Consider the following 24,244-nt stretch of genomic DNA (forward strand, 5'->3'; position numbering starts at 1 on the left):
GTATGGGGGCTCTGACGAAAGCTGAGATGGCGGAACGTCTGTATGAAGAGCTGGGCCTGAATAAACGGGAGGCCAAGGAATTGGTCGAACTGTTTTTTGAAGAAATCAGGCACGCTCTTGAAGACAACGAACAAGTCAAATTGTCCGGTTTCGGCAATTTCGACCTTCGGGACAAACGCCAGCGGCCTGGCCGCAATCCGAAAACGGGTGAAGAAATCCCGATCACGGCTCGCCGTGTGGTCACCTTTCGTCCAGGGCAGAAGTTGAAGGCCCGAGTTGAGGCTTATGCTGGAACCAAGTCATAACGACGAACTACCCGTCATCCCAGGCAAGCGCTACTTCACCATTGGTGAAGTCAGCGAGCTGTGTGCGGTAAAACCACACGTGCTGCGCTACTGGGAGCAGGAGTTTCCTCAACTCAACCCCGTCAAACGCCGCGGAAACCGCCGGTATTATCAGCGACAAGACGTGCTGATGATCCGGCAGATCCGCGCGCTTCTTTACGATCAGGGGTTCACCATCGGCGGCGCACGTTTGCGTTTGTCCGGCGATGAAGCCAAAGATGACACGACCCAATACAAGCAAATGATCCGCCAGATGATCGCCGAGCTGGAAGATGTTCTGGTGGTACTCAAGAAATAAATTCCTGCTTTTAAATACTTCCAGTTTTCAAAAGCTTGCGATATATTCTTGAGCGTTCTTCGAGAAGAGGAACGGGTTTAACGCCTAGTCGGGGCGTAGCGCAGTCCGGTAGCGCACTAGCATGGGGTGCTAGGGGTCGAGTGTTCGAATCACTCCGTCCCGACCATATAATTCAAGGGGTTGCGAGATTTTTCTCGCGACCCCTTTTTATTTCTAGGCGTTTTTACCCCTACAAAATGGCTGGCTCTCAGTAGAATCCTCACCAGTTCCGTGTGAGTTGACGCTCTGTTTTGGATTTTCTCGCGCGATGCCTGGCACCGCTTCGCGATGCCCAAAATTTTATGATTTTTGCGGTTTAATACGTAGATGGATCGTCCACAGCCCCGCATTCCCGGCGGTTTAGGACGTTGCAGCGACGCGATAGGTCTGAGTCTTTTTGATGGCGGATGACTGGCCCGATATCAGCCTGTGGATGTCGAACCAGCCAGCCATGCCATTGTTACTTCAGCGTCTTGATAGACACGATGGTGGCTGCCATTCCCTCGGCGCGAAACTCAAACGCAACTCGGTCCCCAGCCTTCAGGCCTGCCAATTGGTGTAAGCAGGCAGGAAGTCGCTGAAGATTGTTAGCATCTGCGGACTGGACAAACGGGTGGCAGGTTTCCCAAACGACACTTGTAGCAGACTGGCGCTCCTGCATTCCTGGCCAGGCTTGCAGGGTTTGCCCTGGTCGGCGGAGCTGCTCATGTCGTGGCAGCAGTCCGGGTTCATATCGTCCATCATCGCCATGCCCATGGTTCTCATCGGGCAAGGTTGGGGCTATGAATAGGGCGTTTCAGGCTCAACCCTTCGCGGGCGTTTCGCCAGGAGCTTGCGGGCGGTTTCGACAAAGGGCGTGACGATCAGGCCGTAGACCGTCAGGTAATGCTGGTGGTCCTGTTCTCCGGTGCCGAAGCGCAGGTTCTCGGGCTGCGAGCGGGTGACATATAGCGTGCCGAACATCCAGTCCCAAAGAGACAGGTTGGTGCCGAAGTTCCGGTTGAAGTGACGGGGGGCGTCGCTGTGGTGGATCTGGTGCTGGGCTGGGCTGTTAAGCAGATGTTCGAGCACCGGCCCGAATGACAGCCATACATGAGTGTGACGCAGATTGGCCGCTAGGCCATTGAAGATGAACACCAGATAGGTCACGCCGAACAGGGTGTAGCGGCTGATCTCGCCACCACAGGCGTACCAGAAGCCACCGACATAGAGGCCGAGGCAGGCGGTGGTGCTGAGTTTCTCGACGATCTTTTCCACGAAGTGCACCCTGCTCGCCGTCGCTGGTACCAGCACTGGCGCCGAGTGATGGACCTTATGAAATGCCCAGAGCCAGCGCGAGTGAAAGGCCCGGTGCGCCCAGTAATGGACGAAATCCTTTATCAAGAACACCCCCAGCCCGTAGAGCAGGGCGAGCGAGAGGTTCTCCTCCAGGCGCGGGCGCGCGCCCCAAAGATTGCTAAAAAAATCCAGGTAATCCCCGGAGCGCAGGATGTACGGATCGACCAGATGGACCATGGGCAGCACCAGGGCGACCTTGAGAATGGCCCGCACGAAGTAGTAGCGGTAATCCAGCAGCGCCGAGCGATGCAAGTACACCTGGCGACCGCCGATGAATTTCCAGAACGAACGGGCGTCGGTCAGGCCCCGATATTTTCTGAAGCGGAACAGGCCATAGGCGACGCTGTAGGAGACGCAAAGAAACAAGACCCCGAGGCGGCCGTTCAGATTAAAAATGCTGAGAAACTGCTCGGTGACAGGCGCGATCACCCACTCGATCAGGTGCTTATAGACAAGCGAGAATGCATCCACGAAACGCCAGCCTCAGCCAAAGGAAACGCATTGTAAATCATTCTGATTTGGCTGAGTGTGTTTCTGCTTGGCTTCCGAGCCTTGTGGGCAAGGTGTTCTCTGATTGGGGCGTCTCAGGCCCGCCGTGCTTCAATCTTGCCGCAGGGCTCTTTCTCAGCGTCGAGAATAACGAACGAAAGTTAAGTTCGGCGCGTCCACAGGCAGCAGCTTAGTCACGGATTACTGATGCCAGTGGACGCAAATCACTGCGTACACTGAGGTTTCCGAATCTTCGGGCCATGGTACGTTCGGCCTATGAAGATGGCCGTGCCTCTGTCAATGCGTACGCTGGCAAAGACATCATCGACTCGGAGGGTGGATGCTCGTAGGTTGAGGACAACACCGCACTGAGCCGATCGCCCAACAGGTTCCAGGCACGCTTCTTCTCTTCGGCATAATCGTGGTGCAGGTAGTGGCGTCTCCCCCGGGAGCCGGCCAACACATGATTTTGGCAGCGATCGATGACCTCCAGACTGACCCCCAAGGCCTGCATCATGGTCGCGCCGGTGCGGCGCAGGTCATGCGGCGTCCAATCGCCGGCCGTCGGCGAGGGGCAGGGTATCGTCATGACGCAGCCTGGAGAGAGCCTTACGGCTTTTGAAGCGGGCCTGGCGGTCACCCACTTGTTTGCTCACCACTTTCACGTCTACATGCCCATCATTCTGCTTGTGGGGAAAGCACCACTGGGAGTCTCCCGTCAGGGTCTTGAGTTCCTGAAAGAAATGCAGGGCGAAGGGGGAGAGGAAGACATGGTGGTCCTGTTTCTTGCCCCGGGTGCCTTTGACGTTTTCACTGGGGAGGAACCAGGTCTGCCGGTCCAGATCGACATTTTTCCATTCGGCCTGGAGCAGTTCGCCAATCCGGCACAAGGTGCCCAGGCTGATCCAGAGCGCGAGTTGAGTTTCTTTCTTTAACGGCCGTATGCCATCGTATTTTTGCCCGGCGGGGAGGGCGCTGTAATCGGCGGTCATTTGCTGGAAGCGGTTGTGCAATTCCAACAGCTCAGCCGGCGAAAGGATCCGGCTTCTTTCCGCTTCGTAGTCGGCAGGGATCAAGGGGGAGATATCGACCAGCTCAGTCGGATCACCCTCAACCAGTAGCGCCCGCCAGGGTTGACGCTTTCTGGCACAGCTGAACATCTGGGTGAGGTCGGCGAAGAAGCTGATGGCTTGCCGGTGAGCGCCGCGGTTGACCACGGCCCGGATCAGCGCCCGAATAGCGTGCTCGGACACACTGCTGACTGACGTCTTGCCGAGTGCCGGGTAAAGGTCCTTGTTAAAACGCCGTTTCAACTCTGCATTACCGTCTTTTCGTGCCACACCATCCAACAGTCAGGCCCTGTTATGCGATCCATTGCTTAGACTTTTCGCCATCACCATTCGTCAAATGGCGGCAGGTTCGGGTGCCAGAACATGCCGTTCTCATCGCGGACGACAGGGACTGGCTGGATCAAAACAGTTTCTTCAGGCATTACTGTTCCTTTGCCGCTATAGCGGCTGACTTTGAAGGGGGAGGGGGAGGTTAGTGCTGTGCTTTACTGGTATCTGACAACGCGAGCGCTTTGCGAGCGGTGAAAGGACACTCTGCTTTGGGTCGATACATTCTTTTTGTGCTGTTGCTTCCGCTGGGCACTGCGTTTGCGTATGAGCCAGAGCAAGCAACAAACAATTATGCTCATGAGCTCGCGGAATGCAGCGCGTTCTACATGCTCAGCTCATTAATTGTAAAAGCGCAAAAACCAGACGTATCTAAAAACGCTAGAAAACTAGGAGGGCTAGCCATTAAATCTTCCGCAACGCTAACCAGCGAGAAGCTGGCGCATTCACGTGCTGAAATGGCCACCAAAACAATGCTTAAAGAGATCGATAATGACGCGGTAAACTTTTCGATTCTGTTGAATAAGTATGCCGATCCATGTCGCGAAGCACTGAGCGATTCTAAGGTCCGAATGGATTACTGGCTCAACAAACGCGATTGATCATCCTGCAATCTCCATCGATACCAGATCATGGGCATTCACAACCGTCATGCCGTCACCTGCTGTTGTTTCTGGCGCAAGGCCTGATGTACCGCAGCGATAACACGGCACAGGTAATGCCAATCCGGATTGGGTTCGACTGCCTTGTCGTCCACCAGGTGCCACCATTCCTCGCCGAAGAGTTCAGTCAGCAGCGCGCCACGGTGATTGGCTTCCGAGATCGACTCGATTTCACGCAGGTCGTCGATCTGGTCGAAGAGATCGCGAGCCTCTTCTTCGTCCAAGCGTTCGCCGAACTCCCAGTAGCCTTTGCTCATCCGGCGCCGGGCGATCACTGACTTCTTGGCCAAGGCCATCATTGCCTCATTGGAAAAACGCATTGAGCTCAGCATGGGCTGGAAGTAGCCGATGATGTAGTGCTCATCCAAGCGGCAGAAGAACTGAGCAATGGTGTGAGCGCCCCACATGCCGCCCCAGTAGGCGTGCCAGCTCTTGTCCCAGCAGCTGACAGTGATCTTGCCCTTGCATGGCGCCAAGTCCTCAAGGAAGACATTGATCGGATCGAGGTTTGGCGCGTCGGTTATCACCAGCTTCGTTCACTGTCGAGCGATCAACCTTCAAAGGCTCAGCGATTTTGTTTTCTTTAGCCATGACTGTTCCTTTGCCGCTCATAGAGGCTCACTGTGGAGGGGTAGATACTAGCTTTCTGCCAATGGAGAGTTTCAATGCAAAACCGAGAAGAGTTTTTGGCGAAAGTCCTGGAAACTCATCGTGAGTACGAAGAGGCTACTGTTGTAATTCGAAAACTGATGCGAGGAGGCTTAGCGGCCGGCCCCGAGTGGTTAGCCGCGGTTGCCCGGCAGGTTCATGCACTAAATGTCTGGTCAACGCTTCCAGGGGAATATTCCAACTTTCATTCCGATGGGGGGCGCTAGCGGCTGACTTTGAAAGTGGAGGGAATAAAAACAGTTGAGCAAAGGTTGAAACGGAATTTCGTTTCAATGAAGTGATAGGGCCATACTTGGTTTTTCATTTTTTGGATCGGAAGCCGATGAGCAGGCGTGGCGAAAAGTACTGGAGCTGGTATGGCCCCGACCTGCATTGCCGTATTCATGAAGAGCGTCTAGAAAATGGATTGCTCATCGACATCCAGGTACGCCTCACCAACGATGGCGATACTCAGCTGTTCGTAGGTGTGTACGAAGAAGGCGCCATGCTTTTCGAGGATGCCTATCTATCTCGCCCCGGGGAAACGATGACCCAGGCTATGAATTGGGGAGTTCAAAGGGCCATGGAGTTTGTCGAGACGCTCAATGCTCCGGCTAAACCTTCGCAGCCCGAGGGGCTTCCGCGCAAGGGATAGCGTCAATTGGAATACTTCGCTCATCCTGCAATCTCCATCGATACAAGATCATGGGAATTCACTACCGTCATGTTGAGCTCGCAGGCGACTGGCTGACGGAAGACGGGAAGGGCGCCGGCCTGCTCGCGCACAGCCTTCATGCCCGCCTCGTCGTAACCCCAGATGTTGCTGTCGTTGAACCGTTCAGGCCCGAGATAGCCAGGGTGCAGTGGTTCACCAGTGCAGATGTAATCCCGGAATGCTTTGACCAGATCCTTCAACGTGCCGCCATGGGAGAAGCCGCGCCACTTGCCACCCCAAACTGTTTCATGGGTGAAGACCCGCTTCCCGGTGTAGTCGTCGATCAGCCTAGTGAGGGATCAGCTACAGTTGAGCGATTAACTAAAATAAGGAGAGTCGTATGGAGTGCCTGGTCTGCGGGGTCGATGCTTTAAAAGTTGAGTCAGATCTTGATGGAAAAGAACTGAGCTGCCCGGATTGTGGGCACTTCGGCGTTTCGGGGAGTCTGCTTTCAGTTCAGTACGACCGTCGATTCGATGTTACGCAAACGAGGTGGTGGTTTGAGCGCCAGCGGCGTGCTCATCCCCACCGAATCCCGGTCATCACAAGTGCTTTTGTTTTCTGGGCTGTCTGATCAGGCTGCAAGGCGCTGCTAAAGCTCAATGATGTCCGCGGCGTTAGCCGCGACCAGGGCTTCGGCTTCGTCCGGACAGACGCTATTGCCTATCAGCCTGACCTGATCCGTTTTATTGATGCCGCGCCATTCTTCTGCACCGGTGACCGGATCAACGAAAAGGCCGCAGTCGATGATGTAGTTCTTGTCGAAGCCTTGAGCGGCCTTCAGCTCAGGCGGCTGCAGCATGCGCAAGGTAATGTCCACCAGCACGTAGCTACCGACCATGACCATCTCGGGCGGGTCTTTGAAATGCTTCGGCAGATACTCGTGCATGAAGGCTGCACAGCGACGAGCGCCTTCCAGTTGCTCCGGCGTCACTGTGTTTGGCACCTGCACGACACTCGACCAGTGTTACCCGGTCTTTTGTTGGCAGCGTATGCATCGGCTCGGCCAGCGATATCCCATCCTTCTCGTTACCGTAGTACTTCACCAGGTAGGCGTTGGCCAGCCACTGGTTGGCCCCGGACTGGCAAATAGTTGATAGCGGCGAGTCGGCGGCGCGGTCATCACCGTCGTAGAAACCGCCGTTCGCTTGCTCGAAGAACGCCGCCGATATGACATGGTGTCCGGTACTGGTGGCAACGACGCCTAGCGGGTTGGCCACGTCGGCACCGACTGAACCCTTGTGCAAAGTGACGATGTTCGCGGCGGCCAGTGCGAAGTGTTCGCCCTTTACCTGGGCGACTTGCGTCCGCAGCGGTTCCTGCACATCAAAGTTGTGTTGCGCCGATCCGTTCGCGCACTCGGTGAGGAATGACGCTGCTACAGGCTGAACCAGCGCGTGGTGCGTGCCCCCGGCGCTGATGGTCGATAGCGCTTCGTCCACACCATGGGTGCTGGTGTGTGATTCCGAAGTGCCCCGCATTGGGACAATGAACGGCTTTGCGCTGGTCAGCACATGTCGCCAGCAGCCCTTGGCCACGCGGCGCATCGTGTTCGTCGCCATCGGCTTGTCGCGGAAGATGGTGCGGCCGAGATTGCTCCAGTCAATGCCCTCTGCGGCGGTGCGCCAAGGGTGCTGATTCGACGTCGGCTTCTTGTGGCGCTTCGGCTCTGGCCAGACGATAGGCTTACCGTCGCTGCGCGCTACCAGGTTCAGGCGCTTACGAATTATCGGGGTGCCGACGTTGGCCGCGATGCGTTCGCGCCACTCGACGTTGTAGCCGAGGCCGCGCACCAATGTTTCAACGGGCACGAACTCGCCGATTGATTGGAGAATCTCCGGCATGTCCGGGTGATCGGCCGGCAGTCCGGTGCTTAGCGCGGCAATGAATGACTTAAAGGTGCGCCCGCGCTCTGCTTTGATCGGCTGGCCTTCTTCGTCAATTGGCCCCCAGTCGCAGAACTCCTCGACGTTCTCGAGGAACATCAGGCGGGGCCGGGTTGCGTGCGCCCAGCGGACGACCACCCAAGCCAGACCGCGTACGCCTCGATCACGCGGCGCACGGCCCTTGGCTTTGCTGTGATGGCGACAGTCCGGGGAGACCCAGAGGATACCCACCGGCTGGCCGCCAGTAGCATGAACAGGATCAACCTCGAACACGTCGGCTACGTAATGCGCTGTCTGCGGGTGGTTGGCCCGGTGCACAGCCAGAGCGATTGGGTTGTGGTTTACCGCGCCATCTGGCTCCCTGTAAGCCCGGGCAATTCCGGTACTGGCACTGCCTCCGCCGGCGTACAGATCCACCACCAGTTCTTTCTGGAAGGGCAGGCCCATGCTTGGCTGGCCATGGATGAACTGGGGGTTCTTCTGTTGTGCGGACATAGGAGATTCTCGCCGGCTGGCGTGAAGTGTGTTTGTGGGCTATTGGTTGATGGTCTGGCATAAGGCCGGATCAAGGAGGGCGGTGATGAGCAACCATTTAGCAGAGAAATTTCAGCGTCTGATCAAAGAGCGAAGCGACGCGTTCCGAGCGGTAGAAGTTTTTGCGGCTTCGAATTACCCATTTTCTGAAGAACAGAAAACAGAGTTCTTGGAGCTTGAAGCAAAAGCTTCAGACGCTGCGCTTGCGTTCGATGAACTAAGCACCTTTCGAGAGCTTCTATAGTCGCGAACCGCACAATAGGTGAGGGTGGGTCAGGCGGCTTGGCTTTCCTGTTTGGGCGACCATTCCGCAAAGCCGACCTTTGGCGCCTTCGTTTTTGGGTTGGTGATCGGTTTGCTCTTGGCGTCGGTCAGTACTGCCTTTGACCTGATGCGCATGTCTCGACACTGGAGCGTCTTGCGGGCCAGTTCGATGAACTGCTCGGCGTACTGAGGCGCATCAAACAGCTGGGATAGCTGGCGAACCGTACCACCCCCATTATTTGCTCGGTCTTCTTCTCGACCAAGACCAGCCATTCAGCCAGCGGGATTTGCTCAACACCTCCTGGCGCCTGAAGATTCTTGCGAGTGCCTTTGATGCGCTTCTTGGCTTCGGCGAAGGCGACAGGGCGGGTCATGCCAAACACTGCGAATGTGCTCATGAGTTTCTCCAGGCAAGCGCCTGCCTCGCCGGCTGGCGTGAAGTAAGTTTGTGTTCTATGAATTTATTTCGAGCTCAGTCTGGCCGGAGACCGACATGAGACTGCAAAGCGATATCGATGCTCTCGCGGCAATCGAGGAAGACGCTCATACGATGCTGAAGCGAATAGGGATCCCCAGCGACAAGCAGAAACTGGAGGTCGTCATTTGCTTGCGGCAGATAATTGAGCTTGCAACCTACAGAAAGGCAATTGACCGATATTCTGAATCTTCAGCGCGGTAGGTAAGAGTGGGTTTGGACTACGCTTATCGCCTAATTTGGGGGAGTGCCTATGAGTCAATGCGAAAAGAAAGAACTGGGAATGTCTGACTGTGCGTACTGCGGTGTAACGATGGACTTCGTTCCTGATAACGATAGGCAGCGGTTCGAGGTCCAGTGCGAGCACTGCCACAAGATCAACTCCGTGACCTGGGAAATTTGGGCAACTGGTCGTTGGCACACTGGGATTAAGCAAGATTGAGCGCAACAGATGAGGCGGGGCGGCGCCTGCCTCGCCGGCTAGCGTGATTCGTTGAAGTGGGGAATTGGTGTTTGGCCCGGCATGGGGCCGGATCAAGGAGGTTTCTGATGAGCGACGAACCCACAGACAAGGAATTGGCTGATGCTCTTGGCATCTCCGAGATCCAAGTCCAAATTTACTTATCACAACGTGGAGCACTGTTGACGCCTGGATGCTGGATGCTCACGTTCTCACCGGACACGCCAGCTGACCTCCGCAAGAAATTGAAACTCAATAAAGCCCTGGTCCGTACCGTGATGCTCCCGCCGCGGCGATCAGCGCAATAGTTGAGGGTGGGTCAGGGGCAGTTGTTGGTGCCGCAGTTTCGGTAGTCTTCTTGGAAGCGCTGGCGGTCTGATATGAATCGACCGCAACACACACAGTTGAACACCTGCTCTCGCGGTTTCTTCGGCTTGACCAGCTTTATGCCGGTGCCGCGCAGAGCTTCCTTGATCGAGACTTTTTCGGCGTGTACCAGTCGTCGCGCCTTAGCGTTGATGAAGGCTGCGGGCAGCGTTTGGTAGCCGCGAGCGACCAGGCCGGGCACATGATCGGCACTGCAGGTCTTGGCCTGCAGCAGATTTGAAGTCCGCCCGCCTTCCCGAGATAGGAACACCAAGTCGTTGCCATTCCACTCCCGTTGATATGCAGCATAAAAGCGAGTCTCGCCTTCGGTGGCGGTCGCAGCGTCGTCCGGGATCCCGCATTGGCTGTCGACGCCGGTATGCGTCCGGGCGTCTATGTAGGCCTTGGGCCAGGGCACGTCGGTCTCGCGGCTCTGGTGCTGGCTGACAGTGTGATGTCGTGTGCGGACCTCGGCACTATCAAGGTTCGTTGTGTAGCCGTCGCCCTGGGCCCAGAACATCAAACCGTCGCCCGTATTACCTCGACTGTCTTGCAGGTAGAACTGGTCCTCCAAGGAACTGAAGCCTCTGGGTGACTTGCTTGCGGGTGCCGATGCCGCGATGTACTCGTATGCGTCCGGCCAAGTCATCTACCCAGCCCCTCGAAGCCAGGACATGGTGTGCACTTAAATTTAAGTGGGCACCAGTTCCAGCCTTTTAAGCGGGTATTTCATGCAGCCACAACGCCGTTCCTACTCCAAGTCCTTCAAGACCCAGGTCATTCAAGAGTGTGCCCAGCCTGGCGCTTCAATTGCCAATGTCGCACTGAGCCATAGCCTCAACGCGAATCTCGTCCATAAGTGGATTCGGCTGCAATCGCAAAATAGTGTTGTCGTGCAACCTGCCTTTATTCCGATGACATTGCCGTCGTCGGCGTCACGACTGGATGTCACCTCAGCCATGATCTGTCTCGAAATTCCACACCCGCGCGGCGCCGTCAAAGTGAATTGGCCGACCGAAAGTGCTGCTGCCTGCGCAAACTTTCTTCGAGACCTGCTGCGATGATCCGCATTGACTCCATTTGGCTTGCCACCGAGCCGATGGACATGCGCGCAGGCACCGAGACTGCGCTGGCCAGAGTGATCGCGGTGTTCGGTGCGGCGAAACCGCACTGTGCTTATCTGTTCGCCAACCGCCGCGCCACTCGTATGAAAGTTCTGGTGCATGACGGCTTCGGTATCTGGCTGGCTGCTCGCCGGTTGAACCAAGGTAAGTTCCACTGGCCAGGCATTCGCCATGGCTCTGAAATGGAGTTGGATACCGAGCAACTACATGCCCTGGTATTGGGCCTGCCATGGCAGCGCGCGGGTTCCGGCAGCGCGATCACACTGCTTTAACGGCTGCCATTAGCCTATCGCTCTATCGCCGCGAATTGTCTGCTCTGGCAAAATCGGCACCATGATTTTCCCCTATCTCGACCACCTGAATCCTGAACAACTGCGCGCGTTGGCGGCGCAGTTGATGCAGCGTGTCGAGACTCTCGATCATCAAGTCGACACGCTGGGTAAGACGGTTGATACGATGGGCCAGAAGATCAACCGTGACCAAACGGTGATCGAGAAGCTGACCCACGAGATCGCACAACTCAAGCGTTTGAAGTTTGCCAAGCGCAGCGAGCAGCTGAATCCGCAGCAGGCCAGCTTGCTCGATGACCTGATCGATACCGATATCGCGGCGATTGAAGCAGAGCTTCAAGCCTTGCAAGCCGCTCCGTCGCCGACCGAGCAAAAGCGGAAGCCTAAGCGCACTGCGTTGCCGGCAGAGTTTCCACGCACATTGATCCATCACGAACCGGGCAATACTCACTGCCCATGTGGCTGCGCACTCAAGCGCATCGGTGAGGACGTCAGCGAGAAACTCGACTACACGCCCGGCGTATTCATCGTCGAGCGTCATGTTCGTGGCAAGTGGGTCTGCGATGACTGCGAAACGCTGATCCAGGCGCCGGTTCCGGCGCAGGTCATCGACAAGGGCATCCCGACTGCTGGGCTACTTGCTCACGTCATGATCGCGAAGTTTGCTGACCATCTGCCGCTTTACCGGCAGGAGTCGATCTTTGGTCGAGCTGGCTTGGCGATTCCACGTTCAACGTTGGCTCAATGGGTTGGCGTTACTGGCGTGCAGTTGCAGCCTCTGTTCGATGCGCTGCGCGACGTAGTGCTCGGCCAGGAGGTCGTCCACGCGGATGAAACACCGGTGCAGATGCTCGCGCCAGGCTCGAAGAAAACCCACCGTTCTTATGTCTGGGCCTACGCCACCAGCCAATTCTGCGAAACAGCAGCTGTCGTCTACGACTTCAGCCCCAGCCGCGCCGGTGAGCATGCTCGCAACTTCCTGCAAGACTGGAAGGGCAAGCTGGTGTGTGATGATTTTGGCGGTTACAAGGCCAGCTTTGAACTCGGCGTGACCGAGATCGGCTGCATGGCCCATGCACGGCGCAAGTTCTTCGAATTGCATGCCACCAACAAGAGCATGCTCGCCGAACAGGCGCTGCGCTACATCCAGTTGCTTTACGAAATCGAAAGTGAAGTCCGATACCAGAAACCGGATTTACGCCGTCGAATACGGCAAGAAAAGGCGGTGCCGGTGATGGATATGCTGCATGCCTGGATGATCGCCCAGCGTGATCTTGTGCCCGAAGGTTCGGCTATCAGCAAAGCACTGGATTACAGCCTGAAACGCTGGGCAGCGCTATCGCGCTACCTCGATGACGGGGCCGTACCCATTGACAACAATTGGGCCGAGAATCAGATTCGGCCATGGGCTCTTGGACGCAAGAACTGGCTCTTCGCAGGGTCGCTACGAAGCGGCAAACGGGCGGCGGCCATCATGAGCCTGATCCAGTCGGCACGCATGAATGGGCATGATCCGTATGCCTATCTCAAAGATGTGCTGATGCGACTGCCGACGCATCGGGCGAGTGAAATTACAGAGTTGCTGCCACACCGGTGGACGCCTGCTCGACAGCATGCATAGGTTTATAGGCGCCAATATTGACAGTCGAGATAAATCCCCCGACTATAAATCAATGACTATTACCTACCGACTGAACATGATGCACACCTTGATGACCGCCTTTGGCGGGCCATAAGGTGATGCGCGCGTAGGTACTAGGTGCATTGACTAAAGCCCCGCCAGGAATGGACGGGGCTTTTTCATTCTCCGTTCAGAATGGCCTATCTCAGGAGAGTGAAGATGTTGCAGATTCGTCGAGCCGAGCGTTGTGATGCTGAGGCAGCATTCGATATCCGCTTTCAGGCAATTCAGAACCAATGCAGCACCGTTTACACGAATGCTCAAGTGGTGGCTTGGACTTGCGTTCCACTCACGGATAAATACAGATCCTGGGTGGAAGAAGATTATCACTTGGCGTGCGTCAATGGACTTCCTGTGGCTACAGGGCTGATAAATCTCCAGAGCGGGGAACTGGAGGCAATCTTCGTGTTACCCAAGTTCATGGGCCAAGGCATAGGTAAAAAGATGGTCACTCATCTTGAGCATTTAGCACGAAAGGCGGGACTTGCTGAGATCCACCTTGAAGCCACGCTGAATGCTGAAAATTTTTATCAGCGCTGTGGCTTCACCGGAAGCGCCCAAGCTGTTTACAACTCCCCCTCCGGGCTCCAATTGGCATGCGTGCCTATGCGCAAGCAGTTGGTAGATCTGACCGACCTCAAGGATCTTGAGTGTCGTGCGCTTCGCTAGCTGCATCTGCGAAAAATCGACCCTTGGCGATTGGTAGTCCAGTCGCCTTCGGTCGACAGATGACGCATTTATGTAGCTAGGCACTCATGCCCGCTGCGCAGGCGTTAGGAAGGTGACTTCGCTGGACGCTTACATGTACTCCAATAAACAGCGTCGTCGTCAGCAAGCCCTTCATCGTGATGGGTGTGCAGTAGGTGTTTTGCCCAAGCACGCAGGCGGGCAACTTGAATCGTCCCTAGTCTCGTAGAAGCTTTCGAGTGGCTGCTCTCAGCTGATAGCAGTCCTTAGGAAGTGCGAGCGCTGGACAAGAATGCAGGTACCGTTACGGCCAAGCCACTTCGGAATGATCAGATCCGGTCCGTTGTTCCGAGTGTCAACGGAAGCGTCGACCTGAACCACCCGAGCACCTCTGACTGCTCACTTTGGTCAAGCATCATCTGCTCGGTACGCTCTTTTGGCGTGGCCAGGTCAAGCCATTCCCTTGTTCCAAGGCTGATGGCTGTATGTAGCAATAATGTTCATGGCTTACCCTCCACGTTGAGTGAGAGCAAGGGTAGATAAGTGCGAAGCAGGTTTGCGCTGGTTCCGCGCTTTCATTGCCCGATGGGTTGATTGTATCGATCCTGGATGCGCTCCAGCTCGCCCGAGTGGCGCAGCTGCTCCAGGGCGTTGGCCCAGGAGGCTACCAGTTCGTCGTCACAGTCGCGGCTGAAGGCGATGTACAGCGATGAGCGATAGAGCTCGATGGGAATCTGTCGCAGGGTGCCGGGGGTGATGTTCAACCTGCGGCTGTAGTAAGCCACCCCCGCATCGGTGTCGCCTATGATGATGTCGGTGCGTCCGGCTAGCAGCATGCGATAGAGCTGCAGGCTCTCGGTTGCACTTTTTTCGAGGTTGTTGAAGCCCCGCGATTGCAGAATCTCGGGTATTAGTCCCGCATGTCTCGTCGTGATCTGTGGGGCGTGCAGTAGTTGCTCTAAGGAATTCACCGGCTGCTGCGCATTGGCTAACTGATAGGGGTGAATGGACTCTTCCACGATCGGTCCGACCCACTTGTATAACGGTTCGCGCTCCGTCGTGCGGAATAGGGAATACATTATGGTCTTGGACCGGGTCTTCAATGCGCGGGTGCTTCGCATACTGGGCAGCAGCACCACCTCAAAGTCATCCCCGGTCAGCGCCATTATGCCCCGAACGATCTCCGTGGCCATGCCGGTGAGCTGATTGTTCTCCTGGTAGTTGTACGGCGCCCACTCTTCAGTAACGACCTGATACTGCTCGGCCCTGACTGGAGTGCCAAGTAATAGACAGAGCAGCGCGGCAGTAAGTGTCGAATGTTTCACGTGTTCTGCCTAGTGGGCTGTGCGGTGATCAAGGGTGGATCTGATTAAAAGGGCGATCCAGTATAGACCCTGACACACGTCAAACGCCTGATGCAGTCCCGTAAACCGTCAACATGGCGATTGATACATACGAACCAGCACGCATGGCGCAGGATTTACAAGAGCGTTTGGCGGATTGCCTCTTATCGGTATCGGTATCGGTATCGGTTTGGACAAGTAGTGACCGTCCGTTTATGGCCCGACAACTGCCCGCTACGATAGGCAGCAGATGGCCAGACGCTGACGCTCGCCGGTATCTGCTGGCCCTCTACCGCTTCAGGTCTGACTCTGCGACGCTTTACTACAGAGTCCGGCCTTGCTGATAGAATCGGTCATGTTATAGATAACGCCCTTCTGAGAAATGGTATGAATAGAGACTTGATGGAAGAAGAGATGCGCCGGGCGCTATTCGGTGATTCTGAGTCCCCTGCGCCGGCAATTAACTCACACGTGCAAGACTCCGTCCCGGATGTCGTGATCGTGCAACCGGTAAAGGCAGCGAAGAAAAAGAAAGTCTCAAAAGGCTTCACGCCCAGGCTGAGAGTCACGCTGCGGGTGGGAAATGAATTTGAAGGCAAGATGCACGAGTTGGTACATGAGGCCAATACGCTGAGCTCTCTAGTTGCAGAGCAAGAAGCTACTAAGATGGCCAGAAAAAAATTCAGGTTTGTGGAAGTGGTGTCGGTCAAGTCGATGTAATGAGCACTCTCACTTGGCTCGCTCGCCTAGCATTGAACCGCATTCGGTTACCGCGGATCAACCTATCGGAGTCAGCCTCGCCGAACAGGCACAGCTACGGGTGGTCAATAGCGGCCCGGCGGTGCCGCAGTCGGTATTGCAGCACCTGACAGAGCGTTTTGTGCGCGGTCACAGTGAAATCAGTGGTTCAGGGCTGGGGTTGGCGATTACTAAAACCATCGTGCAGAGGGTCAACGCGAGAATGAAATTGGTTTCCCCTGCAACAGGTCGACAGGAGGGATTCGAAGTGTGCGTCTGGTTACCGCTTGCCTAGTTCCAGCCAGGTCGCCGGGCTCCACTTGGCTCTTTCTCAGCGTCGAGAATAACGAACGAAAGTTAAGTCGCTGTGTACTCTGGAAATGACATCATCGACTCGGTCGAGGACAGCACCGCACTGAGTCGATCGCCCAACAGGTTCCAAGCACATCTCTTTTCTTCAGCATAGTCGTGATGCAGGTAATGGCGCCTCACCCGCGAGCCGGCCAGCACATGGTTTTGGCAGCGGTCGATGACGTCCAGGCTGACCCCCAAGGCTTGCATCATGGTTGCGCCCGTACGGCGTAAGTCACGCGGCGTCCAGTCACCGTTCTGGCCGTCGGCAAGGACCAGCGTGTCGTCGTGACACCGTCGTGAGAGGGCCTTACGGTTTTTGAACCGGGCCTGGCGATCGCCCACCTGCTTGCTCACCACTTTCACGTCCACATGCCCATCATCCTGCTTGTTCGGAAAGCACCACTGGGAATCTCCCGTCAGGGTCTTGAGTTCCTGAAAGAAATGCAGCGCGAAAGGGGAGAGGAAGACATGGTGGTCCTGTTTCTTGCCCCGGGTGCCTTTGACGTTTTCACTGGGGAGGAACCAGGTCTGCCGGTCCAGGTCGACATTTTTCCATTCAGCCTGCAGCAACTCGCCAATGCGGCACAAAGTACCCAGGCTGATCCAGAGCGCGAGTTGAGTTTCTTTCTTTAACGGCCGTATGCCGTCGTATTTTTGCCCGGCGGGGAGGGCGCTGTAATCGGCGGTCATTTGCTGGAAGCGGTTGTGCAATTCCAACAGCTCCGCCGGCGAAAGGATCCTGCTTCTTTCGGCCTCGTAGTCGGCCGGGATCAGGGGGGAGATGTCGACCAGTTCCGTCGGGTCGCCCTCGACCAATAAGGCCCGCCAGGGCTGGCGCTTTCTGGCCCAGCCAAACATCTGGGTGAGGTCGGCGAAGAAGCTGATGGCTTGCCGGTGAGCGCCGCGGTTGAGCACGGTGCGGATCAGCGCTCGAACATCGTGTTCGGAAACATTGTTCACCGCTGTCTTGCCGAGTGCCGGGTATAGGTCCTTGTTAAAGCGTCGTTGCAACTCGGCGTTACCGTCTTTGCGTGCAACACCATCCAACAGCCACGCCTTGGCCAGATCCTGGACGGTCAGTGTTTGCACCTTGCGCGTCTTTTCCTGTTCGGCCTCTACGTTAGCCACGGCGTGCGCCTGTGCCTTAGCGGTTTTCTTGTGTTCGTTGGGATTGATCTGCTCATCGATGAGCGCACGGGCCTGGTTACGTGCTTTACGGATGTCCGTCAGGGATTTGCGCGGCCAGGACCCGCAGGCGTACTCTTTGTTCTGGTCGCCCCACCGATAGCGATAGAAAAAACTGACCGACACGCCGTCTTTACGCAGGGAAATTCGACCGGCCAGATTGCCGTCCTCCCTGAGGATTCGGCCGGCATCATTGGCGGTCAGCGACTCGAGTTCTTTGATGGTGATTTTGGCCATAAAATGGGTTCCCCCTACTTTTACCCCCACAAAAACGTCGGCTCTTGGTGGACGTTACTGGACTCTCGTAGAGCAGAACACCGCTGGAGCTCAAGTAAATACTAGCTTAGAAAAATCCAGAGTAAAATTTTGGAAGCTTTCAAAAAGTATGAGAAAGGAGATGGGGTGCTAGGGGTAGAGTGTTCGAATCACTCCGTCCCGACCATATAAATCAAGGGGGTGCGAGACTTTATTTCGCGACCCCTTTTTATTTTCAAGCGTTTTTACCCCTACAAAACGACTGGCTCTCGGTGGAATCTTTACCAACACCACCTGGGGTTACACCCTAAATTGTTGGCTTTCTCGGGGAGTTGGTTACCTGCACGGCACAGCTTTTAGCCTTAGGAGAGGTGCAATTGCAGAGTGTTGACGTGTGCATAGATATGCACATATAGTCGGTTGCATGACTAATCGAATCCTTAACCGAACCCGCGCAATTGACGCCGCAATCGAGTCTCTCGATGGCGCTTTCTTCAAGGCGCTTTGCGAGCCTTCGCGTGTAGCTGTGCTCAAGCGCGTGATGCAACTGGGGCGCGCCGACATCGGAGAGATTGCGGAAGCACTGCCCCAGGAACGCTCAGTTGTTTCCCGGCATCTGCAAGTACTGTTAGAGGCAGGTATCGTCCGCGGTACCAAGGTCAGCAGGCAGATGTTCTACGAGGTGGATGGTCCGGCAGTGGTGACACGCCTCGAAGCCATTCTTCAGCATATGAAAAGCCTTGCCCCATTCTGCTGCCCAGGTACGTCCGGGTAGTTTTTTTGCCCTGTAGCGTGCATGAGTGTGCATATATGAATGTAATGAATGAAATCATGGATGTCATTGTGATCGGCGCAGGCCAGGCAGGATTAGCGTGCGGTTGGCACTTACAGCAGCAAAACCTTCGGTTCCTGATTTTGGATGCTGAGCGGTCTCCGGGAGGGAATTGGCGCAATTACTACGACAGTCTGAAGCTTTTTTCTCCAGCTGCTTACTCGTCATTGCCGGGCATGCGCTTCCCGGCAGAACCTGATCGTTACCCGCTTCGTGATGATGTCGTGCGCTATCTAGACGACTACGCAATGGCATTCAAATTGCCAATTCGTCAGAACACCCGCGTGCAGCATGTACGAAGAGTGCGCGGACTGTTTCAGCTTCAAACGGACGATGGAGAAATTTTCCGCTCCAAGGCGTTAGTCGTGTGCACGGGTGGATTCAATCAGCCTTTCATTCCGGATATTCAAGGGCTTCAGAGCTTTCTTGGGCGCAGTTTGCACAGCGCGGAATATCGAAATGCCGACAGCTTTGGTGATCAGCGCGTGGTTGTGGTCGGTGCTGCAAACTCGGCTGTTCAAATTGCTTATGAGCTGTCCCGTGTGAGCAAAGTCGTGATGGCAACCAGGGAGTCGATTCGGTTTTTTCCGCAAAAGATCCTCGGTGTGGATTTTCATGTGTGGCTGAAGTGGACTGGGCTGGAGAAGACCCGTTGGTTGAACGACCAAAGTACGCCGGTGCTTGATGACGGCACCTATCGTCGAGCCCTTAAGCAAAGGTTGTTCGAGCGTAAGCCGATGTTCGAGGCGATAACACCAACTGGCGTGATCTGGGCTGATGGGCAGCACACTGAAGTCGATAGCTTGGTGTTTGCTACCGGATTTCGTCCGAACCTGGAATTTTTGAGTGGGCTGGAATGCCCGGGCACTGAGTATTGGGCTCAGCGTAACGGGCAGGCCGAGCACCTGCCTGGGCTATATTTTGTCGGTCTACCGAAGCAACGGAACTTTGCTTCGGCGACACTCAGAGGCGTCGGCCAGGATGCGTCTTACATCATGCCCCGCTTGATGCGATTTGTTCGCGATGTGCCTGTTTAGAAGACAACTTGGCGGTTGACGTATCTCAACGGCAGCAGCGTTTACTCAGTGAGTCGAGTCGTTGGAAGGCGCCAGCTGGCGATGAAGCACAGCAAAACCAAACCGCACATAACGACAAGCAGCGCCGAGGCTCCAAAGTTTTGCAAAACAAATGCAGCAGCTATCGGGCCGCAGGCCTGAGCCACGAGTACCGGCCTGGCGAGGAGCCCCATTCTCGCTCCGTAGCCTTGCGGGCCAAACAGCGCCAAGGGGAGGGTGCCGCGAGCGATCGTTAGGATGCCGTTGCCTGCGCCGTAGAGTGCGATCGCCACGAAGGCCATCCAGGGCATCCCTGAGATCAATAATCCCAACCCGACCAGGCATAGAAACACACCGACTCGTGCTGACCAGGTCGGGTGGAGATTTCTGCCTATGGAAAATTCTGCTACCCGTGCCACGACTTGCGAGGGACCAATCACCATGCCGATGGCCAAGGCCACAACGGTCGCGATTCCCAGTTGGTTGAGGACATTAAGCAGGTGGACTGAGATACCTGATACGACCAGCGCCAGAACCGTCAGCATGGTGCCAATCAACAAGAATAGATAATTGGTGGTCTTGGGGTGAAGCGCGGACGCACTGGTTAATTCTGTTCTGACGGGGTGGGGTGGTTGTTTTGTGCTTCCAGGAATCAACAGCGAGTGGATGGGTAGCCCAATCAAGAGATGAGCAGCTGCGAGAACAAAGCAGGCGTTTCTCCAGCCGATCCAACTTTCCAGTCCTGCGATCACCGGCCAACCTATGGTACTGGCGAATCCACCTAACAAGGTCAGCCCGGTAATTGATGTGCGAGCCCCTTCGCCGAAAAGACGTCCCAGGGTTGAGAAGGCTGCGTCGTATAAACCCGCCGCCATGGCAACACCGATCAACGTCCAGGCGACATAGTAAGTGGCAATGTTGCCCGCCAGTCCCATCAGTAGCATGCCGAGAGCCAGCAGCAGTGAACTGGCCGCTAGGACAGAGCGTCCGCCGTGGCGGTCAATCTGACGACCAACGGCCGGCGAGGAAGCTCCCGCTACCAAAAGTCCCCAGGACAGACCGCCCACCACATTGGTGATGGACCATCCCGTCTCTTTGGCTATCGGAGACGCAAGCACTGCGGGCAAGTAGTAGGTCGAACCCCAGGCGAGAATTTGAGTGAAACCCATCGCCCATACGAGTCTAGAGCGATTGATCGGGGGATGGATCTGTTCTGGAAGTGTCATGACCGACGTGCTCATATTTTTTGTTGTCAGTAACAACAAGCTAGCGCCTTCCTTTGGTCATCGTCAACCGAGAGATCGGTGTTGACGATTCCGAGATACCAGGATTATTGTTGCAACTAACAACTAATTTGTGACGGTTATGACGAAGCGTAAAAACGATCAGCTGACTCAGGATTCCGAGGACCTATACGAAGCGTTGAATCATTTGGTTCGCGTCCATCAGTTCCGTGATCGTGATCGGATCTGCTGTTACGACGTATCGGTGACCCAATGCTATGCCGTCGAGACGCTGGTCAAAAGGGGCGCACTGCGCCTTCAGGTATTGGCGGAAGAAATGTTTTTGGACAAGAGCACGGCGAGTCGAGTGATCGATACCCTGGAACGCAAGGGGTATGTGTCACGTGTTGAGGATGATGGAGATCGGCGTGCGGTGCGAATCCAGGCAACGGATGCTGGGCGTGAGCTATACGAGAAAATCAGAGCTGACCTGATTGCAGAGGAGCGAGCGATGATCGAGAACCTGTCAGCTGAAGCCAGGCAGGGAGCGCTGAGTTTGCTCAGGCAGATCACGCGGGCCACGGAGATTCGCTGCGGGCTCGTGAGTGAGTGCTGTCCAGTAGTGAAGAGCAAAGAATGAAAGGGAAGAGTTGCCATTTTTTTGCCAATAATGTTGTTACTACCAACGTAATGGGGCTCCAACAATGCGAGTTCGTTTAGCTGAACCTAAAGACACTGTTTCAATAGCAGCCATCTACAACCAGGGGATCGAGGAACGTATCTCTACGTTTGAAACGGCCCCTCGAAGCCCGGCAGACATGCTTGATCGCATCCACTCAATGGAGCGTTATCCAGTGTTGGTCATGGTTGATGCGGCGGAACAGGTTGTTGGATGGGCTGGACTCAGCAGTTATCGCGCCCGTGCCTGTTACGACGGCATTGCGGATTTTTCCATTTACCTGGATCGCAGTGTTCGCGGTCAGGGGCTAGGCAAGCAGTTACTTCAGTCACTGCTGGTAGAAGCCGAAGCTTACGGATTCTGGAAAGTCCTTTCACGCATTTTCACCTTCAATCACGCCAGTCTCGCTTTATGCGAAGCCTGTGGTTTCCGCCAAGTGGGGGTGTATGAAAAACACGCCTGCCTGGAGGGACGCTGGCTCGACTGCGCGATTGTCGAGCGCCTGTTTCTGAACAATCAGCCAGCCTGAAAAAGGAGTCGATCATGGAAAACACTCGCCTTCCCGTTGCCATCATTGGAGCAGGCCCAGTGGGCCTCGTCGCAGCCGCTCACCTCCTGGTCAGAGGTATCACTCCGCTGATTCTGGAAGCTGGTCCGGAAGCTGGGGCGAGCATTGAAGAATGGGCGCATGTGAAAATGTTCTCTCCGTGGCAGTTCAATGTGGACAAGGAGGCGGCCAAACTTCTGCTGGCCGATGGTTGGACTCCACCACCGGAGATCGAGTATCCAACGGGGCGTGAACTGCTGGAGCGGTTTATTCGTCCTCTCGCGGACCTCGAACAGATCAAACGTCACTTGCAGCTCAATACCCGTGTTCTGGCCGTCACCCGCGTCGGTCAGGATGTGATGAAGACCCAGGGCAGATCAGCAGCTCCTTTCTTGCTGCGTGTTGCAGGGCCAACGGGTGAACGAGATGTGCTGGCCAGCGCGGTCATTGATGCCTCGGGCACCTACCTGACACCGAACTGGATGGGGGCCCATGGCATCCCTGCATTGGGCGAAATCGAGCATGCAGCGCACATTGCATACGGCATCCCGGAGGTACTGGGCCGTGCCCGGAATCGCTATGCCAACAAAAGAGTGTTGGTGGTGGGTGGTGGTCATTCCGCCTTTAACGCCCTCCAAGATCTGGTGCGCCTGATTCAGGAGGCACCACAAACCAAAGTGCTATGGGCGATCCGAGGTAATTCTCTTGAGCGTATTCTGGGTGGTGGGGCGAATGATCAGTTGGAAGAACGAGGAAAGCTCGGCCTGAAGATTCGCCAGCTGCTGAATGACGGCGTAATTGAACTGTTCAAAAACGTCGCTATCGATCAGGTTGCAAGCAATGGTCAAGGGCTGGTCGTGAAGGCGGGAGAGCAGATACTTCCACCAGTGGACGAAATCATTGTGGCGACTGGATTTCGCCCTGACATGAGCCTGCTCGCCGAGCTATGTATCTCACTTGACCCCGCGACCCAAAGCGCAGTGTTACTCGCTCCTATGATTGATCCCAACGAGCACAGTTGCGGCACGGTCAGGCCCCATGGTGCGGTAGAGCTGGCCCATCCTGAGGAAAGCTTGTTCATTGTGGGAATGAAGAGCTATGGCCGAGCGCCAACGTTCTTGTTGATGACGGGATATGAGCAGGTCCGGTCTGTCGTCGCTGCATTGGCAGGCGATTGGGATGCGGCCAAAAGGGTTGAGCTGGTTCTTCCGGAAACTGGCATCTGCAACTCGGATTTCGATGAGGCCGATGATCGCATGAAAGCTTCGGCAAATCAGACGTCTTGTTGCGGCACTGGAGGGGCGACTTCTGATGAAGCCTCCCACCCCTCATCAGGTTGCTGCATAGGCTAGTGCACTTCCAAGGGAACCCATCCTGACGACTGACCATGATAGGCAAAAGAGTTTTCGATAGCCGCCGTGACAGTCAACAATCGGCCTTGGGTTCAATCGGTAGATGCAACAGATTGGCTAAATCGTTCAGCGTACTTTTAGTCCTCACGTAGCGATAGTCGCGGGTAAGCCCGTCCCCATGACTTGAGCGAATGTGTGGAGTTTGGAACACGATGGACTTAGGCTCAATGGCGCTTTTACTACAAAATGGAGGTGGGCAAAGCCGCGAAGGTTGGCGTATCGACCACTAGGACCGACCACCCTTGCGGGTGCCGACGCGACCCCGCCCAAAACGCATACGTCGCGATGATGCGGTTACAAAATTCCCCAAGCAGTAATTGTCCACCTAGGATTTCTTGTACGCTCAGGTTTAACCTACGCGATATGAAGTCTTTGTCGAGAACATATTCAATACAAAATTTATCAACCGAACTCCCTGTCAGCAGGATGCTCTATGCAGCTTGGGTCGTGCCAGCGACGAGCAATTCACGATCTATTATTTGACTAAGGTTATTGGTATATCCGAGAGTTGAATCACCTTCGCCGCGACAGAACCGAGAAAGATCCCCGCCAGAAAACCGTTACCATGTGAGCCTAAAATGATGCTGTCACATCCGAGGGATTGGGAGCACGCCACGATTCGGCTGGCTGCATCGCCTTGTAACGTATGGAGTGTAAATGCAATCCCTTCCTGCTTCAGAAGCTCGACAGCCTTTTGTGAGTCTTCAGCACTCTTATCACCGTAGTAACGGTCAATCTCATCCTGGCTCATGTCATGTGCGATTCGAGTTGGTAAAAGTGGCTGCACATTCACCAGATATACCTCAGCACTCCCTCCCAGTAATCCGCCATCTTGGATCAGCCCAATAAGGTAACGCACCGCCCGTTCCGAATGCTCGGAGCCATCGACAGCTACAAGTATTTTATGCATTTTCTAAATCCTCT

26 protein-coding genes, 1 tRNA gene and 3 pseudogenes are annotated in these 24,244 nt (G+C 55.5%); 19 read left to right on the forward strand and 11 right to left on the reverse strand.

Annotated elements, in window-relative coordinates; all coding sequences use genetic code 11:
* Nucleotides 1–2: 2 nt before the first annotated feature.
* From ihfA to PFAS1_RS21675, 3 genes are all read left to right on the forward strand, one after another.
* Nucleotides 3–305 (forward strand): integration host factor subunit alpha, encoded by a 303-nt coding sequence (ihfA, locus tag PFAS1_RS21665; protein WP_002553164.1) that lies wholly within the window; start codon nt 3–5, stop codon nt 303–305.
* The gene (locus PFAS1_RS21670; RefSeq protein WP_003179985.1) at nt 286–642 is read left to right on the forward strand and encodes a MerR family transcriptional regulator; all 357 of its coding nucleotides are present in this window, start codon (nt 286–288) and stop codon (nt 640–642) included. The genes ihfA and PFAS1_RS21670 overlap by 20 nt, the downstream gene beginning before the upstream one ends.
* Before the next feature lie 89 nt (nt 643–731).
* Nucleotides 732–808 (forward strand) — tRNA-Pro (locus PFAS1_RS21675).
* A 653-nt stretch (nt 809–1,461) separates the two neighbouring features.
* On the opposite strand, the gene PFAS1_RS21690 is transcribed toward PFAS1_RS21675, so the two are convergent.
* Together PFAS1_RS21690 and PFAS1_RS21695 are read right to left on the reverse strand one after the other, a co-directional pair.
* The gene (locus PFAS1_RS21690; RefSeq protein ID WP_076030453.1) at nt 1,462–2,490 is read right to left on the reverse strand and encodes a sterol desaturase family protein; all 1,029 of its coding nucleotides are present in this window, start codon (nt 2,488–2,490) and stop codon (nt 1,462–1,464) included.
* Nucleotides 2,491–2,782: 292 nt separating this feature from the next.
* A pseudogene (locus tag PFAS1_RS21695) lies at nt 2,783–3,860 on the reverse strand (tyrosine-type recombinase/integrase); the annotation flags it as partial.
* Between the two features lie 257 nt (nt 3,861–4,117).
* On the opposite strand from PFAS1_RS21695, the gene PFAS1_RS21700 reads away from it, so the two are divergent.
* The gene (locus tag PFAS1_RS21700) at nt 4,118–4,507 is read left to right on the forward strand and encodes a hypothetical protein (RefSeq protein WP_076030454.1); all 390 of its coding nucleotides are present in this window, start codon (nt 4,118–4,120) and stop codon (nt 4,505–4,507) included.
* A 47-nt stretch (nt 4,508–4,554) separates the two neighbouring features.
* On the opposite strand, the gene PFAS1_RS21705 is transcribed toward PFAS1_RS21700, so the two are convergent.
* Nucleotides 4,555–5,094, reverse strand: a complete 540-nt coding sequence (locus tag PFAS1_RS21705; protein WP_335720564.1) for a phiTE_072 family protein — start codon at nt 5,092–5,094, stop codon at nt 4,555–4,557.
* Nucleotides 5,095–5,558: 464 nt separating this feature from the next.
* On the opposite strand from PFAS1_RS21705, the gene PFAS1_RS21715 reads away from it, so the two are divergent.
* Entirely contained in the window at nt 5,559–5,870 is a 312-nt protein-coding gene (locus PFAS1_RS21715; RefSeq protein WP_076030456.1) for a hypothetical protein, read from the forward strand.
* 20 nt (nt 5,871–5,890) lie between these two features.
* Here PFAS1_RS21715 and PFAS1_RS21720 read toward each other — a convergent pair whose 3' ends face one another.
* Together PFAS1_RS21720 and PFAS1_RS21730 are read right to left on the reverse strand one after the other, a co-directional pair.
* Nucleotides 5,891–6,130: a hypothetical protein gene (locus PFAS1_RS21720; protein WP_232252148.1), complete on the reverse strand. Its 240-nt coding sequence runs from the start codon at nt 6,128–6,130 to the stop codon at nt 5,891–5,893.
* A gap of 392 nt (nt 6,131–6,522) precedes the next feature.
* Nucleotides 6,523–8,311, reverse strand: a pseudogene (locus PFAS1_RS21730) (DNA cytosine methyltransferase).
* Nucleotides 8,312–8,396: 85 nt separating this feature from the next.
* Between PFAS1_RS21730 and PFAS1_RS21735 the strand changes: the two are divergent.
* The gene (locus PFAS1_RS21735; RefSeq protein WP_076030458.1) at nt 8,397–8,594 is read left to right on the forward strand and encodes a hypothetical protein; all 198 of its coding nucleotides are present in this window, start codon (nt 8,397–8,399) and stop codon (nt 8,592–8,594) included.
* A gap of 127 nt (nt 8,595–8,721) precedes the next feature.
* Here PFAS1_RS21735 and PFAS1_RS29325 read toward each other — a convergent pair whose 3' ends face one another.
* The gene (locus PFAS1_RS29325) at nt 8,722–9,012 is read right to left on the reverse strand and encodes a hypothetical protein (RefSeq protein WP_156886740.1); all 291 of its coding nucleotides are present in this window, start codon (nt 9,010–9,012) and stop codon (nt 8,722–8,724) included.
* Between the two features lie 95 nt (nt 9,013–9,107).
* Here PFAS1_RS29325 and PFAS1_RS21745 point away from each other — a divergent pair, with 95 nt between their 5' ends.
* Both PFAS1_RS21745 and PFAS1_RS21750 read left to right on the forward strand, forming a co-directional pair.
* A complete protein-coding gene (locus PFAS1_RS21745; RefSeq protein ID WP_076030460.1) occupies nt 9,108–9,293 on the forward strand; it encodes a hypothetical protein in 186 nt (61 codons plus the stop codon).
* A 345-nt stretch (nt 9,294–9,638) separates the two neighbouring features.
* A complete protein-coding gene (locus tag PFAS1_RS21750) occupies nt 9,639–9,857 on the forward strand; it encodes a hypothetical protein (RefSeq protein ID WP_076030461.1) in 219 nt (72 codons plus the stop codon).
* An 11-nt stretch (nt 9,858–9,868) separates the two neighbouring features.
* On the opposite strand, the gene PFAS1_RS21755 is transcribed toward PFAS1_RS21750, so the two are convergent.
* Nucleotides 9,869–10,564, reverse strand: coding sequence for a hypothetical protein (locus PFAS1_RS21755; protein ID WP_232252150.1), 696 nt, complete (start codon nt 10,562–10,564; stop codon nt 9,869–9,871).
* Nucleotides 10,565–10,646: 82 nt separating this feature from the next.
* Here PFAS1_RS21755 and tnpA point away from each other — a divergent pair, with 82 nt between their 5' ends.
* The 4 genes from tnpA (at nt 10,647) to PFAS1_RS21780 (ending at nt 13,679) form a co-directional block, all read left to right on the forward strand.
* Nucleotides 10,647–10,979: an IS66-like element accessory protein TnpA gene (gene tnpA, locus PFAS1_RS21765; protein ID WP_076028327.1), complete on the forward strand. Its 333-nt coding sequence runs from the start codon at nt 10,647–10,649 to the stop codon at nt 10,977–10,979.
* Entirely contained in the window at nt 10,976–11,311 is a 336-nt protein-coding gene (gene tnpB / locus PFAS1_RS29990; RefSeq protein ID WP_076028326.1) for an IS66 family insertion sequence element accessory protein TnpB, read from the forward strand. Before tnpA ends, tnpB begins: the two co-directional genes overlap by 4 nt.
* Before the next feature lie 61 nt (nt 11,312–11,372).
* A complete protein-coding gene (gene tnpC / locus PFAS1_RS21775) occupies nt 11,373–12,950 on the forward strand; it encodes an IS66 family transposase (protein WP_076028325.1) in 1,578 nt (525 codons plus the stop codon).
* A 219-nt stretch (nt 12,951–13,169) separates the two neighbouring features.
* Entirely contained in the window at nt 13,170–13,679 is a 510-nt protein-coding gene (locus PFAS1_RS21780) for a GNAT family N-acetyltransferase (protein WP_076028324.1), read from the forward strand.
* 593 nt (nt 13,680–14,272) lie between these two features.
* Here the strand turns inward: PFAS1_RS21780 and PFAS1_RS21785 are convergent.
* Complete coding sequence (locus PFAS1_RS21785) at nt 14,273–15,022, reverse strand: substrate-binding periplasmic protein (protein WP_076030462.1); 750 nt, start codon at nt 15,020–15,022, stop codon at nt 14,273–14,275.
* 405 nt (nt 15,023–15,427) lie between these two features.
* Here PFAS1_RS21785 and PFAS1_RS21790 point away from each other — a divergent pair, with 405 nt between their 5' ends.
* Nucleotides 15,428–15,760, forward strand: coding sequence for a hypothetical protein (locus PFAS1_RS21790; protein WP_076030463.1), 333 nt, complete (start codon nt 15,428–15,430; stop codon nt 15,758–15,760).
* Between the two features lie 55 nt (nt 15,761–15,815).
* Nucleotides 15,816–16,073 (forward strand): annotated as a pseudogene (locus PFAS1_RS21795) (ATP-binding protein); the annotation flags it as partial.
* Nucleotides 16,074–16,135: 62 nt separating this feature from the next.
* Here the strand turns inward: PFAS1_RS21795 and PFAS1_RS21800 are convergent.
* Nucleotides 16,136–17,554 (reverse strand): tyrosine-type recombinase/integrase, encoded by a 1,419-nt coding sequence (locus PFAS1_RS21800; RefSeq protein ID WP_076030464.1) that lies wholly within the window; start codon nt 17,552–17,554, stop codon nt 16,136–16,138.
* A 442-nt stretch (nt 17,555–17,996) separates the two neighbouring features.
* Here PFAS1_RS21800 and PFAS1_RS21805 point away from each other — a divergent pair, with 442 nt between their 5' ends.
* Together PFAS1_RS21805 and PFAS1_RS21810 are read left to right on the forward strand one after the other, a co-directional pair.
* Entirely contained in the window at nt 17,997–18,347 is a 351-nt protein-coding gene (locus PFAS1_RS21805; protein WP_048377495.1) for an ArsR/SmtB family transcription factor, read from the forward strand.
* A 35-nt stretch (nt 18,348–18,382) separates the two neighbouring features.
* Entirely contained in the window at nt 18,383–19,441 is a 1,059-nt protein-coding gene (locus tag PFAS1_RS21810; RefSeq protein ID WP_076030465.1) for a flavin-containing monooxygenase, read from the forward strand.
* A 41-nt stretch (nt 19,442–19,482) separates the two neighbouring features.
* On the opposite strand, the gene PFAS1_RS21815 is transcribed toward PFAS1_RS21810, so the two are convergent.
* On the reverse strand, nt 19,483–20,724 hold the full coding sequence (locus PFAS1_RS21815; RefSeq protein WP_335720565.1) for an MFS transporter: 1,242 nt from the start codon (nt 20,722–20,724) through the stop codon (nt 19,483–19,485).
* Between the two features lie 100 nt (nt 20,725–20,824).
* On the opposite strand from PFAS1_RS21815, the gene PFAS1_RS21820 reads away from it, so the two are divergent.
* The 3 genes from PFAS1_RS21820 to PFAS1_RS21830 all read left to right on the forward strand — a co-directional run bounded on the left by PFAS1_RS21820 (nt 20,825) and on the right by PFAS1_RS21830 (nt 23,260).
* The gene (locus tag PFAS1_RS21820; RefSeq protein WP_076030466.1) at nt 20,825–21,322 is read left to right on the forward strand and encodes a MarR family winged helix-turn-helix transcriptional regulator; all 498 of its coding nucleotides are present in this window, start codon (nt 20,825–20,827) and stop codon (nt 21,320–21,322) included.
* Between the two features lie 64 nt (nt 21,323–21,386).
* Entirely contained in the window at nt 21,387–21,890 is a 504-nt protein-coding gene (locus tag PFAS1_RS21825) for an arsinothricin resistance N-acetyltransferase ArsN1 family A (RefSeq protein WP_076030467.1), read from the forward strand.
* A gap of 14 nt (nt 21,891–21,904) precedes the next feature.
* On the forward strand, nt 21,905–23,260 hold the full coding sequence (locus PFAS1_RS21830) for an NAD(P)-binding domain-containing protein (RefSeq protein WP_076030468.1): 1,356 nt from the start codon (nt 21,905–21,907) through the stop codon (nt 23,258–23,260).
* A 535-nt stretch (nt 23,261–23,795) separates the two neighbouring features.
* Here PFAS1_RS21830 and PFAS1_RS21835 read toward each other — a convergent pair.
* A complete protein-coding gene (locus PFAS1_RS21835) occupies nt 23,796–24,230 on the reverse strand; it encodes a universal stress protein (protein WP_076030469.1) in 435 nt (144 codons plus the stop codon).
* Between the last annotated feature and the right edge of the window lie 14 nt (nt 24,231–24,244).

The organism is Pseudomonas frederiksbergensis (assembly GCF_001952935.1).
GTDB classification, from domain to species: Bacteria; Pseudomonadota; Gammaproteobacteria; order Pseudomonadales; family Pseudomonadaceae; genus Aquipseudomonas; species Aquipseudomonas frederiksbergensis.

Bases quoted from the DNA above. Each gene is read 5' to 3' on its own strand.
- PFAS1_RS21780 (WP_076028324.1), top strand. From the start codon at position 13,170: ATGTTGCAGATTCGTCGAGCCGAGCGTTGTGATGCTGAGGCAGCATTC.
- PFAS1_RS21830 (WP_076030468.1), top strand. From the start codon at position 21,905: ATGGAAAACACTCGCCTTCCCGTTGCCATCATTGGAGCAGGCCCAGTG.
- PFAS1_RS21670 (WP_003179985.1), top strand. From the start codon at position 286: ATGCTGGAACCAAGTCATAACGACGAACTACCCGTCATCCCAGGCAAG.
- PFAS1_RS21800 (WP_076030464.1), bottom strand. From the start codon at position 17,554: ATGGCCAAAATCACCATCAAAGAACTCGAGTCGCTGACCGCCAATGAT.
- PFAS1_RS21835 (WP_076030469.1), bottom strand. From the start codon at position 24,230: ATGCATAAAATACTTGTAGCTGTCGATGGCTCCGAGCATTCGGAACGG.
- tnpB (WP_076028326.1), top strand. From the start codon at position 10,976: ATGATCCGCATTGACTCCATTTGGCTTGCCACCGAGCCGATGGACATG.
- PFAS1_RS21735 (WP_076030458.1), top strand. From the start codon at position 8,397: ATGAGCAACCATTTAGCAGAGAAATTTCAGCGTCTGATCAAAGAGCGA.
- PFAS1_RS21790 (WP_076030463.1), top strand. From the start codon at position 15,428: ATGAATAGAGACTTGATGGAAGAAGAGATGCGCCGGGCGCTATTCGGT.
- PFAS1_RS21810 (WP_076030465.1), top strand. From the start codon at position 18,383: ATGAATGTAATGAATGAAATCATGGATGTCATTGTGATCGGCGCAGGC.
- ihfA (WP_002553164.1), top strand. From the start codon at position 3: ATGGGGGCTCTGACGAAAGCTGAGATGGCGGAACGTCTGTATGAAGAG.
- PFAS1_RS21820 (WP_076030466.1), top strand. From the start codon at position 20,825: ATGACGAAGCGTAAAAACGATCAGCTGACTCAGGATTCCGAGGACCTA.
- PFAS1_RS29325 (WP_156886740.1), bottom strand. From the start codon at position 9,012: ATGAGCACATTCGCAGTGTTTGGCATGACCCGCCCTGTCGCCTTCGCC.
- tnpC (WP_076028325.1), top strand. From the start codon at position 11,373: ATGATTTTCCCCTATCTCGACCACCTGAATCCTGAACAACTGCGCGCG.
- PFAS1_RS21755 (WP_232252150.1), bottom strand. From the start codon at position 10,564: ATGACTTGGCCGGACGCATACGAGTACATCGCGGCATCGGCACCCGCA.
- PFAS1_RS21805 (WP_048377495.1), top strand. From the start codon at position 17,997: ATGACTAATCGAATCCTTAACCGAACCCGCGCAATTGACGCCGCAATC.
- PFAS1_RS21745 (WP_076030460.1), top strand. From the start codon at position 9,108: ATGAGACTGCAAAGCGATATCGATGCTCTCGCGGCAATCGAGGAAGAC.
- PFAS1_RS21750 (WP_076030461.1), top strand. From the start codon at position 9,639: ATGAGCGACGAACCCACAGACAAGGAATTGGCTGATGCTCTTGGCATC.
- PFAS1_RS21825 (WP_076030467.1), top strand. From the start codon at position 21,387: ATGCGAGTTCGTTTAGCTGAACCTAAAGACACTGTTTCAATAGCAGCC.
- tnpA (WP_076028327.1), top strand. From the start codon at position 10,647: ATGCAGCCACAACGCCGTTCCTACTCCAAGTCCTTCAAGACCCAGGTC.
- PFAS1_RS21715 (WP_076030456.1), top strand. From the start codon at position 5,559: ATGAGCAGGCGTGGCGAAAAGTACTGGAGCTGGTATGGCCCCGACCTG.